This is a genomic window from Stenotrophomonas sp. 22385, assembly GCF_052045085.1.
Taxonomy (GTDB): domain Bacteria; phylum Pseudomonadota; class Gammaproteobacteria; order Xanthomonadales; family Xanthomonadaceae; genus Stenotrophomonas.
Genome location: NZ_JBQEOG010000003.1, coordinates 233,025 through 248,747, shown reverse-complemented (window position 1 = coordinate 248,747; position 15,723 = coordinate 233,025). Strand labels below are relative to the sequence as shown.

At 67.4% G+C, this 15,723-nt stretch carries 13 protein-coding genes; 8 read left to right on the top strand and 5 right to left on the bottom strand.

Annotated elements, in window-relative coordinates:
- The first annotated feature begins 143 nt into the window (after positions 1-143).
- Genes amaB through ACTJI4_RS07755 form a run of 7 tightly spaced genes read left to right on the top strand, consistent with a single transcriptional unit; the run spans position 144 to position 6,644 of the window.
- Positions 144-1,676, top strand: a complete 1,533-nt coding sequence (gene amaB, locus ACTJI4_RS07785; RefSeq protein ID WP_392916926.1) for an L-piperidine-6-carboxylate dehydrogenase — start codon at positions 144-146, stop codon at positions 1,674-1,676.
- Positions 1,676-2,500 (top strand): SDR family NAD(P)-dependent oxidoreductase, encoded by an 825-nt coding sequence (locus ACTJI4_RS07780; protein ID WP_440869045.1) that lies wholly within the window; start codon positions 1,676-1,678, stop codon positions 2,498-2,500. The genes amaB and ACTJI4_RS07780 overlap by 1 nt, the downstream gene beginning before the upstream one ends.
- A gap of 50 nt (positions 2,501-2,550) precedes the next feature.
- A complete protein-coding gene (locus ACTJI4_RS07775) occupies positions 2,551-2,835 on the top strand; it encodes a DUF4190 domain-containing protein (RefSeq protein ID WP_392916920.1) in 285 nt (94 codons plus the stop codon).
- Between the two features lie 7 nt (positions 2,836-2,842).
- Positions 2,843-3,613 (top strand): class I SAM-dependent methyltransferase, encoded by a 771-nt coding sequence (locus ACTJI4_RS07770; RefSeq protein ID WP_440868958.1) that lies wholly within the window; start codon positions 2,843-2,845, stop codon positions 3,611-3,613.
- Between the two features lie 9 nt (positions 3,614-3,622).
- Positions 3,623-4,678, top strand: a complete 1,056-nt coding sequence (locus ACTJI4_RS07765; protein ID WP_392916915.1) for a quinone-dependent dihydroorotate dehydrogenase — start codon at positions 3,623-3,625, stop codon at positions 4,676-4,678.
- Positions 4,679-4,686: 8 nt separating this feature from the next.
- Positions 4,687-5,724 carry a UDP-N-acetylmuramate dehydrogenase gene (murB, locus tag ACTJI4_RS07760; RefSeq protein ID WP_392916912.1) on the top strand — a complete coding sequence of 346 codons (1,038 nt, stop codon included), beginning with the start codon at positions 4,687-4,689 and terminating at the stop codon, positions 5,722-5,724.
- 32 nt (positions 5,725-5,756) lie between these two features.
- Positions 5,757-6,644 carry a DMT family transporter gene (locus ACTJI4_RS07755; protein ID WP_440869044.1) on the top strand — a complete coding sequence of 296 codons (888 nt, stop codon included), beginning with the start codon at positions 5,757-5,759 and terminating at the stop codon, positions 6,642-6,644.
- A gap of 40 nt (positions 6,645-6,684) precedes the next feature.
- Here the strand turns inward: ACTJI4_RS07755 and ACTJI4_RS07750 are convergent, their stop codons facing one another.
- From ACTJI4_RS07750 to ACTJI4_RS07735, 4 genes are all read right to left on the bottom strand, one after another.
- Entirely contained in the window at positions 6,685-7,734 is a 1,050-nt protein-coding gene (locus ACTJI4_RS07750) for a phosphotransferase enzyme family protein (RefSeq protein ID WP_440868957.1), read from the bottom strand.
- Positions 7,735-7,823: 89 nt separating this feature from the next.
- Positions 7,824-10,028 (bottom strand): hypothetical protein, encoded by a 2,205-nt coding sequence (locus ACTJI4_RS07745; protein ID WP_440868956.1) that lies wholly within the window; start codon positions 10,026-10,028, stop codon positions 7,824-7,826.
- Positions 10,025-11,236, bottom strand: a complete 1,212-nt coding sequence (locus ACTJI4_RS07740) for a helix-turn-helix domain-containing protein (protein ID WP_392916900.1) — start codon at positions 11,234-11,236, stop codon at positions 10,025-10,027. Before ACTJI4_RS07740 ends, ACTJI4_RS07745 begins: the two co-directional genes overlap by 4 nt.
- A gap of 90 nt (positions 11,237-11,326) precedes the next feature.
- Positions 11,327-11,851, bottom strand: coding sequence for a DUF3592 domain-containing protein (locus tag ACTJI4_RS07735; protein WP_392916898.1), 525 nt, complete (start codon positions 11,849-11,851; stop codon positions 11,327-11,329).
- A 306-nt stretch (positions 11,852-12,157) separates the two neighbouring features.
- On the opposite strand from ACTJI4_RS07735, the gene ACTJI4_RS07730 reads away from it, so the two are divergent.
- The gene (locus tag ACTJI4_RS07730; protein WP_440868955.1) at positions 12,158-15,196 is read left to right on the top strand and encodes a galactose-binding domain-containing protein; all 3,039 of its coding nucleotides are present in this window, start codon (positions 12,158-12,160) and stop codon (positions 15,194-15,196) included.
- A 24-nt stretch (positions 15,197-15,220) separates the two neighbouring features.
- Here the strand turns inward: ACTJI4_RS07730 and ACTJI4_RS07725 are convergent, their stop codons facing one another.
- Positions 15,221-15,718 (bottom strand): hypothetical protein, encoded by a 498-nt coding sequence (locus tag ACTJI4_RS07725; RefSeq protein WP_440868954.1) that lies wholly within the window; start codon positions 15,716-15,718, stop codon positions 15,221-15,223.
- Positions 15,719-15,723: the final 5 nt, after the last annotated feature.

Here is a 15,723-nt window from a genome sequence, read left to right as displayed (position 1 = left end):
GGGCGCTACCGTGTCGGCCCCCGGGTAGGTACCGACCGTTGGTCGGTACGGCGGATCGCGACGGGTTAGAATCGTCGTTCTGCACGCCGCACCCCCACCCTGCCAGCGGCTGCGCCCTTTTTCGATCCGCAACAGGAGTTTGCATGTCCTCTGACCTGCTCAAGGCACTCGGCCTCGACGCGACCAACGCTGGCACCTACCTTGGCAATGGCGAGTGGTCCACGGCCACCGGCGCGGGGGTGATCACCTCGGTCAACCCGACCACCGGCGAGGCCATCGCCCAGGTGCACGCCACCACCGACGCCGACTACGAAACCATCGTGGCCCGCGCGCAGGAAGCCTTCAAGGTCTGGCGCACCACCCCGGCACCGCGCCGCGGCGAGGCGGTGCGCCTGTGTGGCGAAGCACTGCGCGCCAACAAGGATGCGCTGGGTTCGCTGGTTGCGCTGGAAATGGGCAAGAGCAAGCCGGAAGGCGACGGCGAAGTGCAGGAGATGATCGACATCGCTGACTTCGCCGTGGGCCAGAGCCGCATGCTGTATGGCTACACCATGCATTCCGAGCGCCCCGGCCACCGCATGTACGAGCAGTACCAGCCACTGGGCCTGGTCGGCATCATCAGTGCGTTCAATTTCCCGGTGGCGGTGTGGGCATGGAACTCGTTCCTGGCCGCGATCTGCGGTGATGTCTGCCTGTGGAAGCCATCGAACAAGACCCCGCTGACCGCCATCGCCTCCATGCGCATCTGCAATGAAGCGCTGCGGGGCGCCGGCTTCCCGGACATCTTCTTCCTGGTCAACGACGCCGGCACCGAACTGTCGCAGAAGCTGGTGGCCGACAAGCGCGTGCCGCTGATCAGCTTCACCGGTTCGACCCAGGTCGGACGACAGGTCGCAGAGAAGGTCGCCCACCGCCTGGGCCGCTGCCTGCTGGAACTGGGTGGCAACAACGCCATCATCCTGGATGAAAGCGCGGACCTCAAACTGGCCATTCCGGGCATCGTGTTCGGTGCGGTCGGCACCGCCGGCCAGCGCTGCACCACCACGCGCCGCCTGATCGTGCACGAATCGATCTACGACAACGTGCTGGCCACGCTGGTCAAGGCGTACAAGCAGGTGGAAGGCAAGATCGGCGATCCGACCGATGCGGCCAACCTGATGGGCCCGCTCAACAGCGACAGCGCCGTGCAGCAGTTCCTGGCCTCGATTGAAAAGGCCAAGGCCAGCGGCGGCACCATCGAAACCGGCGGTACGCGGATCGACCGCGCCGGCAACTTCGTGCTGCCGGCGATTGTCACCGGGCTGAAGAACAGCGACGAAGTGGTGCAGCACGAAACCTTCGCGCCGATCCTGTACGTGATGAAGTACAGCACGCTGGACGAAGCCATCGACATGCAGAACGGCGTGCCGCAGGGCCTGTCCTCGTCGATCTTCACCCAGAACCTGAAGGTGGCAGAGCGCTTCCTGTCGGCAGCCGGTTCTGACTGCGGCATCGCCAACGTCAACATCGGTACCTCCGGTGCGGAAATCGGCGGTGCGTTCGGCGGCGAGAAGGACACCGGCGGTGGCCGCGAGTCCGGTTCGGATGCGTGGAAGGTCTACATGCGCCGCCAGACCAACACCATCAACTACTCCGATTCGCTGCCGCTGGCCCAGGGCATCAAGTTCGACCTGTGATGGTTGAATCGGGCGACAGCGTGCCGACCGACGGTCGGCACCTACCGAATGGGGCCGCATTGCGCGGCCCTTCCCTGGATTTCGTTGATCGCCGGGTGCTGGTGGCCGGTGGCAGCAAAGGCATCGGCCGCGCGATGGCGCTGGCCTTTGCCGCTGCCGGCGCCCGCGTTTCGGCGTGCGCCCGCGGCGAGCCCGGCTTGGCCGCACTGCGCGCTGACGCCGCTTCCCGAGGGTTGTCGTTGCACACGGCGGTGGCCGACCTTTCTCGCCTGGCCGACATCGAGCACTGGCTGGCCGGTGCGGCCGACGCGCTCGGCGGTATCGATGTGCTGATCAACAACGCCACCGGTTATGGCATGACCGACGATGAAGCCGGCTGGGACGCCAGCCTCGGCGTCGACCTGATGTCGGCGGTGCGCGCCTCCCGCCTCGCGCTGCCCTGGCTGAAGCAGTCGGCCGAGGGCTGCATCCTCAACCTTGCCTCGATCGCCGCCCAGCAGCCGCGCCCCGCCGCCGCCCCGTATGGCGCCGCCAAGGCGGCACTGATGCACTACACCACCTCGCAGGCGCTGGCCCTGGCCCCGCACCGGATCCGGGTGAACGCCATTGCCCCGGGCTCGATCGAGTTCGAGGATGGGCTGTGGGCACGCCGGCGCGAGCAGGACCCCGACCTTTACCACGGCACCCTGGCCAAGATCCCGTTCGGCCGCTTCGGGCAGCCGGAGGAAATCGCCGATGCCGCCCTGTTCCTGTGCTCGCCAATGGCGCGCTGGATCACCGGGCATACCTTGAATGTCGATGGCGGCCAGGTCCTGATGGGATAAACCCGTTGCTGGCCCTATCATTCCCTTGTCCCACCTACCCCAGGAGCCGCATGAGCCTCCCGCCCCGCCAAACCAGCGCCATGGCCCTGATCAGCCTGATCGCCGGCATCCTCGGCTGGACCGCCCTGCCCTTCCTGGGCAGCGTGGTCGCGATCATCACCGGGCACATGGCCCGCGCCGAAATCCGCCGCCGCCCGCTGGAACTGGAAGGCGACGGTCTGGCACTGGCTGGCCTGATCATGGGCTGGGTGGTGGTGATCGGCAGCCTGCTGGCGCTGCTGGCAATCGTGCTGTTCTTCGGCGGTCTGGCGTGGTTCGTTTCCCTGCAGTCGTGAGGTGCGCATGAGAGGATCGGACGCAACCGAGCGTTTCAGCAACCGCGTGGCGGACTACGTCCGCTACCGCCCCGACTACCCGCCGGCGCTGCTGGACTGGGTGCACGGCGAGATGGGCGTGCCTACCGAAACCCTGGTCGCTGACATCGGCGCCGGCACCGGCATCTCCACCCGCCTGTTCCTGGCCACCGGGCATCCGGTGATCGCAGTGGAACCCAACGGCCCCATGCGCGAAGCGGCCGGGAAGCTGCTTTCCAAGGAATACCTTCGCCTGAAGCTGGTGGATGGCACGGCCGAAGCCACCACGCTGGCCGACCACAGCGTCGGTCTGGTCGCCGCCGCGCAGGCCTTCCATTGGTTCGACACCGATGCGGTGCGCGTCGAATGGAAGCGCATCCTGCACAAGGAGGGCCTCGCGCTGGTGTTCTGGAACTCGCGCCTGCTCGACGCCTCGCCATTCCTGGTGGGCTATGAGCAGTTGCTGCTGGAGTTCGGCACCGATTACACCCAGGTGGCCGAGCGCTACCAGGACGACGATGCCATGCGTGCGTGGTTCGGACCGGGCCTGCGCGGCATCGCCCAGTTCCCGAACGCGCAGTACATGGACGCCGATGGCCTGCGCGGCCGCCTGCTGTCGTCTTCATATGCCCCGCCGCCGGATCACCCGCGCCACGCACCGATGCTGGAGGCGCTGCAGCAGCTGTTCGACGCGCATGCGGTCGATGGCAAAATCGCATTTGAATACCAAACCCGTGCTTTCATCGGCACGCTGGACTGACTGGACGCCATGTACTCGCTTGCCCGACCCTTCCTGTTTTCCCTGGACGCCGAACGCGCCCATGGCCTGGGCCTGAGTGCGCTTGAGCTCGCCTACCGCACCGGCACCACACCGCTGGTGGCACGCCGCCCTGCCCCGTTGCCGACCAATGTGTTCGGGCTGAGCTTCCCGAACCCGGTCGGTCTGGGCGCCGGCCTGGACAAGAACGGCGAGCACATCGACGCACTGTTCGGGCTGGGCTTCGGGTTCGTCGAGATCGGCACGGTCACCCCGCGCCCGCAGGACGGCAATCCCAAGCCGCGCCTGTTCCGGCTGCCTGCCCACCAGGCGATCATCAACCGCATGGGGTTCAACAACCAGGGGGTGGATGCGCTGGTACGCAATGTCGAGCGCGCGCAGCGCCGCAGCGGCCTGCTGGGCATCAACATCGGCAAGAACAAGGACACTCCCAACGAGCAGGCGTTCGACGATTACCAGCACTGCCTGCAGAGGGTGTATCCGCTGGCCGATTACATCACCGTCAACATCTCCTCGCCCAACACCGCCGGTCTGCGCGAACTGCAGGAAGAAACCGCACTTCGCCAGCTGGTATCGCAGCTGCGTGAAAGCCAGGAAGCGCTGGCCGCCAGGCATGGCAAGCGGGTACCGATGCTGGTCAAGGTCGCCCCGGACCTGAGCGACCGCGACATCGATGCCGCAGCGCGGGTACTGGGCGAATTGAAGGTCGACGGCGTGATCGCCACCAACACCACGATTGACCGCAGTGCGGTTGCCGCTGAGCGGCACGCCAACGAAGCCGGCGGCCTGTCCGGCGCACCGCTGATGGGGCAGTCCACCCTGGTGCTGCGCCGCCTGCGCGCGCGCCTGCCCGAATCCACGCCGCTGATCGGTGTCGGCGGCATTCTGTCCGGCGCCGATGCCGTTGCGAAGATGGCCGCCGGCGCTGCCCTGGTCCAGTGCTACAGCGGCCTGATCTTCCGCGGCCCGGCGTTGGTGCACGACTGTGTCGAAGCGATCCGGCGACGCCGCGAAGCACCGAGCCGTGGCGCGGTGGCCCCGCTATGAGGACTGCAATGCCTGCCTGGTCGCTGACCGAAAACGCCTCGCTGAAGGCCCTCAATACTTTCCACGTCGACGCTGTTGCAGAGCAGCTGCTTGAGCTGCACGACGCCAGCCTGCTGCCGGATGTGCTGGCCCTGCCCGAGGTCGCCGGCCACCCGCTGCTGGTGCTGGGCAGCGGCAGCAACGTGTTGATCGCCGACAACGTGCCAGGGACTGTGCTCGTGTTCGCCAACCGTGCCATCGACGTGCTGGAACACCGCGCCGACCACACCGTGGTGCGTGCCGGCGCCGGCGTGAACTGGCACGCGCTGGTGATGTGGTCGCTGCAGAACGGCCTGTCGGGGCTGGAAAATCTTGCACTGATTCCCGGTACGGCCGGCGCGGCACCGATCCAGAACATCGGCGCCTACGGCGTGCAGGTTGATGAGTTCATCCAGGCAGTGGAGGCCTGGGATCGCCAGAACGGCGAATGGGTGCGGCTGGACGCTGAAGCCTGCGCCTTCAGTTACCGCGACAGCATCTTCAAGCAGGATGCGGACCGCTACCTGATCAGCGCCATTGAACTTCGCCTGCCGCTGCTGCACGCCTTGCGCCTGGGCTATGCGGGCATCGCCGAGGAAATGCAGGCGATGGGCGTGGAACTGCCGGTGGCCGCTGACGTAGCCAATGCGGTGATTGCAATCCGCCGACGCAAGCTCCCTGACCCGGATGTACTGGGCAATGCGGGCAGTTTCTTCAAGAACCCGGTGCTGCCTTTGGAGCAGGTGGAGGTGCTGCTGCAGCACTTCCCTGGCCTTCCGGTGTACCCGGCCGACCAGGACGACCGGCGCAAACTCTCGGCCGCCTGGATGATCGAAGCGTGCGGCTGGAAGGGCTTCCGCGAAGGCGATGCCGGCGTGGCGCCCCAGCACGCACTGGTGCTGGTCAACCACGGCAACGCCACCGGTGCCGAACTGCTGGCGCTGGCGCGGCGGGTTTCCGCATCGGTATTGGAAAAATTCGGTGTTCCCATCGAACCGGAGCCGCGCCTGATCGGCGCGCAGTGGTGACCGTACAGCTTGCCCTTCCAGCGCCCACACCGATGCGTGCGGCGCTGCTGATGCTGGGCAGCACCCTGGCATTCGGGTTGATGGCCGTGGCGATCCGCTATGCCACCCGCTACGTACCCACCCCGGAAGTAGCGTTCTTCCGCAACGCGTTCGGCCTGCTGGCCCTTCTGCCGTTCCTGCTGCGCCCGGGCAGCGCCCCGTTCCGCACGCAGCAGCTGCCGCGCTACCTGGTGCGCAGCCTGATCGGGCTGGCTTCGATGCTCTGTGCATTCTGGGCCATCGGCCACCTGCCGATGTCGCAGGCGATCTCGCTGTCCTACTCCACGCCGCTGTTTGTCACCATTGCCGCCGTGCTGTTCCTGGGCGAAACCGTGCGCGTGCGCCGGTGGGCGGCGGTAGTCTGTGGCTTTATCGGGGTCCTGATCATCGTTCGCCCCGGGGCCTACACGTTCAGCCCGGGCGTGCTGGTGGCGGTGCTGGCCGCTGTGCTCAGTTCACTGGTCGCCATCCAGATCAAGCAGCTGACCCGGGTGGACGGGGCCGATACCGTGGTGTTCTACACCTACGTGTTCTGGGTCCCGCTGTCGCTGGTGCCTGCCCTGTTTGGCTGGGTCTGGCCCAGCGGCGTTGCATGGGCCTGGCTGGCCGCTACCGGCGTGCTGGGCACGCTCGGCCAGCTGTTGTGGACCCGGGCCCTGCGTCTGGGCGAGGTATCGGCACTGACCCCGATCAGCTTCATGCAGCTGCCGCTGGTCAGCCTGCTGGGCTGGCTGCTGTTCGATGAAACGCTGGACCGCTGGACCGTCATCGGGGCGGGCATCATTCTCGCCGCCAATGCCTACATTGCCCACCGCGAAGCGGTACTGGTGCGGCGCGCGGCATCGGAAGCGGCCACGGCCGGCGCGAAGCCGGGCGAGTAAGGGGGCCAAGGGGCCGGTTCTGCGCGTTACCGGCTGCGCGTCATTGCACGGCCGCCCAGCTTCGCGCAGCCGCGTCGATGACATTACCCGGCGCGAACTGCTCCTCCATGAAACGCAGCGCCTGCCGACGCTGGCTGGGGGGGCGCGATGCCGCGCCCGGCTCCAGCAGCAGATCGTGGAATTCCTGCAGATCGTGCAGGATTCGCCAGTGGCGGTAGTAGGCCAGACGGACCGGATCCAGCGCCACCGCGCCATAGCCTTCGCGGAACCCTGGCGGATCATCACGTCCCCAGCGACCGCCGACGCCTGCGCCGACGAACATCAGGTCGCGCTCGCGGGGCGCCAGCACCATGTCATCCCAGTCGATCAGGTGCAGACCGCCATCGGCGCGCAGCAACACGTTGCCCGCGTGCAGGTCGCCGTGGCACAGCCTCCGCGACCAGCGCTGCCCCGAAAGCCGCTCCCGCAGGGCCACGCAGTGCTGCCACACCTCGACCACCCGCGCCTGCCGCTGCCGCCAGACACGCCGGTACTGCTCAGCCAGCGCATCGGGAATGGGCCAGCGTTCATCGCCGCGCTGCAACCACGAACCGACCCGTTCCACCGCCGTGTCATCATCGAAACCCGGTTGCGCAAGGCCGGACGCCAACCGGGCCGGCAACGGGGTGTCATGCACCTGGCGCATCACCAGGCCCAGCCGGTGCCACTGCGCGTGCGACAGGGCCACTTCGAAGCCCGACTCGCCTTCCACATAGGCAAACAACGTCCACTGCAGGCCCTCGGCGTGTGGGGCCGGCGCACCATCAAGCGCAGGCTGCGGGGCCACCACCTCGTCCAGGCCGAGCGCGCAGCGCAGGTGCTGCAGGACCTCCCATACGGCATCTGCAACGGCATAGCGGCGGCACTTCAACCACCAGCGCGCGCCATCATCAGAGGTCACCTGATACACCGTGGCGCCCGCATCGGCCCCCGCCGGCCGCTGCATGACATGACTGACGTGCAGGCCGTAGGCCTGGGCCAGCACGGTGCCAATCTGCGAAGAAGACAACTCCTGGGGATGCAGCATCACTCCGCCGTAGCGCGCGAACATCGCATCACTATCCCAGAATCGCGTCGATACACACAGGGAAACGCGTCACGAAGAGACGTAATTTTTCATTCGTTAGATTGACACCGGAGTCATACCGCCGCGCCGGTCACCAACGCCTGGAGTTCGCGCTGCAGCAGTACCTGCACTTCCTCGCGCTGGAACTGGGTCACGAATACAGGCACCGCAAATACGTAGGGCAACCCGTCAGCTTCACGGCGAATGACATACGCCAGCTGCAACCTCGCCAGGGCATGGCGTATCTGCTCCGGTTCGACCCGGGCCCCCACCGCATCGAATGCGGTCAGCAGCTCCAGCAGGGTGATGCCGCGCTCGCCGCTGCCCACCAGCTGTGCACCCGCTAGCTGGTACACCACAATGCGGTCGATGCGACACGCCAGGGGATCAGGACTCAGCCGCGCCCACCCGGCCAACGCATCGAACATCGGCTCGCTGACCAGCGCCCCGTGTACCTGCGTGGCATCCAGCACGCGCTGGCCACGGTCCAGCTGGGCCAGCAGCTGCTGGCACGCAATGGCGACCAGATTGGCGCGGCGCCCGCACGCCGCCACCAGCCGCTGCGGCAGGTCCGGGCTGGCGAAGTGCACGCCCAGGCGCGCCATCGGTTCGGTGGCCAACGCCAGGCAGGCGTCCTGTTCCAGCCCGCCGATATGGATCACGTCGCCGAAATTGCGCAGTGGCGACGCGAAATCCAGGGTGACCGCTTCGTACAGGTCCCAGAACCCGGCCAGCATGAAGTGGCAGCGCCCCTCTTCGCTCAGCGCGCGCAACGCCGCCAGTTGCGGGTAGCCGTGTGCCGCTTCGGCGCGCAGGAACAGATCGGTCTCATCGATCAACAGCAGCAGGCCCCGTCCGGCAGCCCGCGCGGACAACTCGGCGACCAGCGCATCGATCCCGGTGTCCTCGGCCAGGCCCAGTTCCAGCGCCAGCCGCATCGTCAGCCGATGATCGCGCAGCGACAGGTACACGCAGTGCACGCGCGGGTGGCCGACGAACCGCCGCTCGATCGCCTTCATCAAACTGGTCTTGCCGAGCTGCCGACCGCCCACCAGCAGGTAGTTGCCGGGCTCGCGGTTGAGTACGCGGGCCAGCAGCGACTCGCGCCCGAAGAAGGCCGCCGGGCGGGTAATGCCGCCATGGGTCTGGTAGGGCGAGATGCGGGTGACCCGGAGCTGCCGGGCCAGCAGCCCGACCAGCGCGTCGAGCGCCCCCGGCTGCAGCAGCCAGCGGGTCTGTGCGACCTGGCCCAGGCACACACACAGGTTGGCGGGATCATCAGCGTAGACCGCCAGTTCGGCCTCGGCGGCCAGCGATGGACTCACCACCAGCACCACGTCCTGTCCATTGGGCATGGCGCGCAGCTGTTGCACGATGGCGTCGGCCGCCAATGCCGGATCAGGCTGGTACAACCACAGCCGCTCCAAGGCCAATGGCAGCTTGTCCGGCAGGGTCCATTCGCGCACCAGGCCGGTCAGCGCCCACCCCGGTGCCGGCGCATCGATCGCACCGATGCGCGCGCCCAGCTGCACTGCACGTGTCGCGGGCGTGGCCTGCAGGTGCCGCAGCGCGTCGCGCCATCGCACCGTCGCGATCCCGGCACCGGCCAGGACGCGATCGCGAAGCCGCAGCCATCCCAGCTGGCGGTCGATGGCGGGCAGTGCCTGCAACGGCTGGGCGAGCAGTCGTTGTGGCTCGCGCACGATATCGGCCACCGCCGGCCGCACCCGGTACCAGAGCATGCCAAGCCCGGCCAGGCCCAGTACCGACAGCCCCAGCACCACCGACAGCCACTGCACGATGCCCCAGGGTGCCTGCGCGTGGCAGTTGGCAGGCAGCCAGCGAGAGGGCGGCGCAGGATCGCCGGGACGGCACCGCCAGTACTGGGTGCGCGGCTCCAGCGTCTGCTCGATCGCCGCCCCGCGCAGTCCGCTGTTGGCCGGGAAGCGGTCGGTGAAGCGCAGGCGCAGCACGAACGGCTGCGGCAGTTCGGCAATCACCAGGGTTTCCTGCGGATCATGCACGCCCGGCACGTGCACCTGCTGCGGCCAGGTTTCATGCTGGAGCCAATACGACAACGCCTCTTCGCGCAGGAACATCATGTCGATGTTCGCCCGCTGCATGAGCATCATGCTTTCGCCGTCGCGCTGCATGCGCAGCAGCTGCACCGGATTGAGCCACGGCACGAACAGGTAGCTGCCGACGAACCAGGTCAGTCCGGCCACCAGCAGCAGCCACCACCAGCGCAGTACCGGCTGCCGGCGCGGTGGGCTGCTCATGCAGGCTGCACCTGCAGGCTGTCGATGACCTGTTTCACCGCGCGGCGGATCGCCTCGCAGCGCCATTCCAGGTAGCGCCCCTGCGGGTGCGTGCGCGCGGCAAGCAGGTTGTTCCAGTACAGCTGGCGCAGCACCGGATCGGCCAGGTACGGCCGCGCCGGTGCTACCACCGGGTGGGCCAGCCATCCCTGCACGGCGGCACGGGCCGCCTCATCACGCAACAGCGGCACCAGTGCCTCCCACAACCGTGGATGGCTGGACAGCGTGTCGGTGACCGCCCCATCGTCGAGAGCGGTGTCAGCAAGCAAGGTCAGTGCGGCCTGCGCCAGCAGTGGATGCCCGCCGGACAACCGCAGCGCGCGCGACAGCGTGTCATCGCCGATGCCGGGCGCACTGCGCCGCATGTCCTCGATTCCCAGCTCCGGCCAGCTCTCGCTGGCCGCAATGTTGAGCAGCGAAAGATCGCCGCCCTGGTACTTCAGGTCGGCCAGCGCGGCGCCGCCACAGATCAGCAGGTGCAGCTTGCCGCTGTACATCTCGCTGAGACTGCGCAGGATGCCGGCCAGCACGTCGCGCGGACCGGGATTCCCCTGCTCGAACCGGCTTACCAGGCAGAACAGCGCACCGGGCTGCTGCAGCCGACGCGCCAGTGCCATCTCGAAACTGGCGTCCGAGCCAACCCCGTCCAGCCCGCACTGTGCGGCCAGCAAGGCAAAGTAGTCCTGGTCACCCTCGCCGGAGCGGAACGGCGGCTGCAGGTGCAGCACGCGCTCCTGCCCATAGCGTGCGGCTGCTTCAGCGAGAATCGCCGCGCGTTCCGGGGGCTGCCCCCAATGGGCCTGGGTCAACAGCAGACTCACCGGATACGGACGCAGCAACTGCAGCCGGTCGAACAACCGGGTGACGGTCGGCGGCACTGAGACGGCGGGATCGGCCTGCTCTTCCCGTGCCGATACCGGCTCCACCGGGAATTCCGGCTCGAATCCCACTGACTGCAGCAGTGCATTGCATTCGGTTTCGGTCAGGCGCAGGTAATTGGCGCAGGCCAGGACCCGGTCGCGGTGCCGGCGGCTGGGCCGCGAAGTACCCGCGCGCCAGTTGTTGACCGCCTCGCGGCTGATGCCGATCTCGGCGGCCACCCCGCCGGCACTGGCCCGGATCCGCCGCATGTGTCGAGACAGCAGGTCCGCGAACTCAGGGGCGGGCATCGGAAACGACCAGAACGGAAGAGAGTCGCACACCCTACCGTGACCGTCTGGACTGTCAACCATGCCTGCGCTCCCCTGCCTGCCGCCGGCTCAAACCGCAGGAAGCGCAGGGCCCTGGCGCACGAACAGCTTGCGCGTCACCAGCAGGTGCACCACGAAAGCCAGGATCGCCAGCATGCCCAGCGCCACGATCACCCGGCCCAGTACCGAACCCAGCCCCTTCTGCCCTTCAAGGCGATCAAGCCGGTCGAACTGCGCGGGGTTGCTGCGTGCGTAAGCCACGTCGACCTGCGGCGCTTCACCCAGGTACGGCGTGGCGTTGTCCTCGGAAGTGGAGAAGTGGCCGGTGTACTCAACGCCATCAACGCTGAAGTCGTAGCGGAAGTGGTACTGGTAGGACACCCGCCCCTTGCGGCGCTTTTCCTCGATGTGGTCCACCTGCACCGGTGCCTGCACGGTCACCGCATCCTTGAGGATGGCTTCGGCCTGGCGGTGGCCACTCAGGGCCGACCAGGCAAAGACCACTGCAAGGATGGCGTAGCCGATGCTGCACAGCCACCGCGAAACGCGGGACACGCGGGCGTGCGAGGTGTCTGAAACTGGAATGCTGATCATCTGTTCTTCCCCGTTGGTGGTCGCTTGCGTCATCAGCCAGGTCGCCGTGACATCGGGATCCAGTGTGGGGAGTTCGGTCGCGTTGCTGAACGGGCAGCGTGTCAAGTCAGGACCTCGGGCACCTGACAATCCGTCAACCCGGCGTCGGGGCGCGACCCCGGGGACGCCATACTGCGATGCGTCATGTAACCGATTACAACCACTGCTACGGTTGGCCCGCCTCACTGGTGAGGCCGTAGCAGGAGGGTTGTCTTGATGGGTGTGTATGTACGTCGGCGCATGGTGCTGCTTCCCGTGCTTGGCCTCGTGTCTGCCTCAACCTGTTTTGCCCAGGACCTGCCGGACCGCAGTCAGTGGCAGGCCAGCAGCTCCTCCCCGCAGGTTCCCGCCATGGCGGTGAGCCACCTGATCGACGGCGACCCCAAGACCGTGACCGGCGGCGCGTTCAGCCCCGGCCACTGGTTCCAGGTAGATCTCGGAAAGCCCACCTCGCTCAGCGGCACCCGGCTCACCTGGGATGTCTCCAACCCGGAGGGCTACAGCCTGCAGACCTCGCTGGACGGCAAGCAGTGGCAGGTCGCCTACACCATGCGCGATTCGCTGGGCGGTATCGAAACGCTCTATTTCGCGCCCCGCCAGGCCCGCTACCTGCGGCTGGCCAGTCCGCAGCGCACCTCGGACTGGGGGGTGTCCATCTTCGAACTTGAGCCGCTGGACACGCGCGCGACGGCCCGCATTTCCGGGCTGGATGCGAAACAGACGGCGGCAGTGTGGCAAGGCGGCAGCGCAGTCGCCATTCCTGTCACCCAAGATGGCCACCATGTGCTGGACATCGCTTTGCTTAAAGCAGTCTCCACCACCGGTCTGGCGGTGGACTGGGCAGGCGCGCATGGTAGCGCTCACCTGCAGGCACAGGACGCACAGGGTCGCTGGATCGCGCTGGCGCAAGACCCACAAGCCGGCAGCCGGCAACAGAGCTGGCTGGCCGGCACCGCACCGGTGACCGCACAGGCATTGCGCCTGCAGGTGGAAGGCCCAGCACCGAAGGTCAATCGCCTGCGCCTGCTCGGGCCGGCCGCCGTGATGACGCCGATGAAGCGCTACCAGACCGCCGCAACGGGTGCCCAGCGCGCCCTGTTCCCGGCCTCCCTGCACATGCAGCAGACCTACTGGACCGCCGTGGGCGTGCACGGGGGCCTGCAGAAATCGATCTTCGACGAGTTCGGCAACATCGAAGCGTTCAAGGGCGCACCGTTGGTACAGCCGATCTGGCGCAATGCCGATGGCAGCGCCGCCGGCGCCGCCGACCAACCGGTGCAGCACGCGCTGCGCGACGGTTGGAAGCCGATGCCGTCGGTGACGTGGAAACCGCAATCAGGCCTGGAATTGAACAGCGAGGCCTTCGCCGTGGAGCTGGGCGGCCAACCGGTCACGCTGGTGCGCCACCGCCTGCGTAACGTGGGCACTACCCCCATCGCCGGCAGCCTGACGCTGGTGACGCGCCCGATGCAGATGAACCCGCCGTGGCAGAACGGAGGCCTCTCGCCGATCCGTTCGGTGGCCATCGACGGCACCACGGTGCGGGTCAACGGGCGCTCACTGCTGCATTCGCTGACGCCGGTGGAGGCGTCGGGCGTGGCGCCATTCGGCCCCGATGGCAGTACCGAGATCACCGCCGCGGTGGCGCAGGGCGAACTGCCCAAGGCGCAGCAGGCCGATGACCCGGATGGCCTGGCAGCGGCCGCCCTCGCCTACCGCATCGACCTTGCCCCGGGTGCCACCCAGTCGGTCGTGGTCGCGTTTCCGCTGGGTAGCGCCGCTGCCAACAGCGACGGCGCGCTTCCAGAGCCTCCACCGATCGCATTCGGGATGAAAACGCAGAACCCCGATGCGCTGTTCGACACACTGGCTGCCCGCGTGTCCAACGATTGGCAGCAGCGCCTGGGCCAGGTCGGCCTGCGCCTGCCCGACCCGTCACTGGTAGACATGCTGCGCGCCCAGGCGGCGTACATGCTGATCAACCAGACCGGGCCGGCGATGCAACCGGGACCGCGCAACTACAACCGTTCCTTCATCCGCGATGGCATGGCCACCTCGGCCGTGCTGCTGCGCATGGGCGAATCACGGATCGCGCGCGACTACCTGGACTGGTACACCAAGCACGGCGTGCACGCCAACGGCCTGGTCTCGCCGATCCTCAACAACGACGGCAGCGTCAACACCGGCTTCGGTTCGGATATCGAGTACGACAGCCAGGGCCAATACGTTGCGTTGGTGGCCGATGTGGCGCGGCTGGATGGCGGCCCGGAATCGGTGCGCGCCTACCTGCCGAAGGTGAAAGCCGCGCTGCGCTTCCTGCAGGCGCTGCGCGAGCGCACGCTGGTGCCCGGCTACATGGCCAGCCAGCCCGCGCCGGAGCGGTTCGCAGGCATCCTGGCACCGTCGATCAGTCACGAAGGCTATCCCTCGCCGACCCACAGTTACTGGGACGACTACTGGGGCCTGAAGGGCTGGCATGACGGCGCGTGGCTGGCCGAATCCCTGGGGGATCACGAAACCGCCGCGTGGGCGCGCGAACAGTACCGCCTGCTGCACGATGCGCTGGCCGCTTCGATCCGCGCCACCATGGCGTGGAAGGGCATCGACTTCATCCCCTCCTCCGCCGACCTGGGCGATGGCGACCCCACCGGCGTGTCGATCGCGCTGGACCCCACCGGCGCGCAGGACGTACTGCCCGGGCAGGCCCTGCGCACTACTTTCGCGCGCTATCTGGATGACGTGCGCAAGCGAAACCAGCCTGACGCGCTGTACGCCTACACCCCGTATGAAATCCGCAATGTCCTCAGCTACGTCCACCTGGACCAGCCCGAAGCCGCCGATGAACTGCTGCAGGGCCTGCTGCGCGACCGCCGCCCGCTGGAGTGGCAGGTGCTGGCCGAAGTGGTGCACTCGCGGCTGCGCTTCCCGCGCTACCTGGGTGACATGCCGCACACGTGGATCGGTGCCGAGTACGGGCGCACGTTGTTCGGCATGCTGATGCGCGAGGACGATGATGCGCTGTCGCTGCTGCCGGGTACGCCGCCGTCGTGGCTGGCGGGCGACGGGTTGGCGGTGGAGCGGTTGCCAACGGCGTTCGGGACGCTGCAGATGGACGCGGTGCAGCGTGGCAGCACACTGAAGGTGACGTTGGGCAAGGGCCTGCGGCACAACGCCGCGGTCCGGGTGTGGTGGCCTTCGCGCACCCGGCCCAACCACGTGCGTGTGGATGGGCGGGATGTGCAGGATTTTGATGCCAAGGGCGTGCGGCTGGGCAAACCGTTCCGGACCCTGGAAGCGGTCTGGTAGAGCCGGGCCCTGCCCGGCTGCATGTCACTCCATGCGTCTGTTGCGCGCATGGATCATCCATCCCTGCGCGGCGATCCCGATGAGAAACACGACGAAGCAACCCAGCAGGGTCTGCAGCACTACCGGCGCCATCGGCGCAGCGGCAAGCGGATGCGACACCGGCAGGCGGGTCAGCGATTCATTGACGGCAGGCACCAACCCGAGCAGGAAACTGAATGAAAGCGCGAACGCGGACAGATACGGTCGGAGTCGTCCAAGGAAGCCCATCCGGTTCACCAGCACCCCGCCGAACGCCACCAGCAGCACCACGATGCCGAAGGCGTGACCGGGATTGAGCCCACCGGTGCTGGAGACGGTGAACGAGGTCGCCACCGCCAGCACCAGGCCGACCAGATAGAGCTTGCCGGCGCCGGTGGCGGGATCGATCTTCCGGTGGCGCACGAATCCGTACAGACCGGCGAACACGGGGATCAGGCTGATGGCGGTATGCAGTACGCCGAGTGCTGAGAGCGGATGTGTCATTGGAA

Bases quoted from the DNA above. Each gene is read 5' to 3' on its own strand.
- murB (WP_392916912.1), top strand. From the start codon at position 4,687: ATGCCTGCCTGGTCGCTGACCGAAAACGCCTCGCTGAAGGCCCTCAAT.
- amaB (WP_392916926.1), top strand. From the start codon at position 144: ATGTCCTCTGACCTGCTCAAGGCACTCGGCCTCGACGCGACCAACGCT.
- ACTJI4_RS07745 (WP_440868956.1), bottom strand. From the start codon at position 10,028: ATGAGCAGCCCACCGCGCCGGCAGCCGGTACTGCGCTGGTGGTGGCTG.
- ACTJI4_RS07725 (WP_440868954.1), bottom strand. From the start codon at position 15,718: ATGACACATCCGCTCTCAGCACTCGGCGTACTGCATACCGCCATCAGC.
- ACTJI4_RS07750 (WP_440868957.1), bottom strand. From the start codon at position 7,734: ATGTTCGCGCGCTACGGCGGAGTGATGCTGCATCCCCAGGAGTTGTCT.
- ACTJI4_RS07780 (WP_440869045.1), top strand. From the start codon at position 1,676: ATGGTTGAATCGGGCGACAGCGTGCCGACCGACGGTCGGCACCTACCG.
- ACTJI4_RS07775 (WP_392916920.1), top strand. From the start codon at position 2,551: ATGAGCCTCCCGCCCCGCCAAACCAGCGCCATGGCCCTGATCAGCCTG.
- ACTJI4_RS07770 (WP_440868958.1), top strand. From the start codon at position 2,843: ATGAGAGGATCGGACGCAACCGAGCGTTTCAGCAACCGCGTGGCGGAC.
- ACTJI4_RS07765 (WP_392916915.1), top strand. From the start codon at position 3,623: ATGTACTCGCTTGCCCGACCCTTCCTGTTTTCCCTGGACGCCGAACGC.
- ACTJI4_RS07755 (WP_440869044.1), top strand. From the start codon at position 5,757: ATGCGTGCGGCGCTGCTGATGCTGGGCAGCACCCTGGCATTCGGGTTG.
- ACTJI4_RS07740 (WP_392916900.1), bottom strand. From the start codon at position 11,236: ATGCCCGCCCCTGAGTTCGCGGACCTGCTGTCTCGACACATGCGGCGG.
- ACTJI4_RS07735 (WP_392916898.1), bottom strand. From the start codon at position 11,851: ATGATCAGCATTCCAGTTTCAGACACCTCGCACGCCCGCGTGTCCCGC.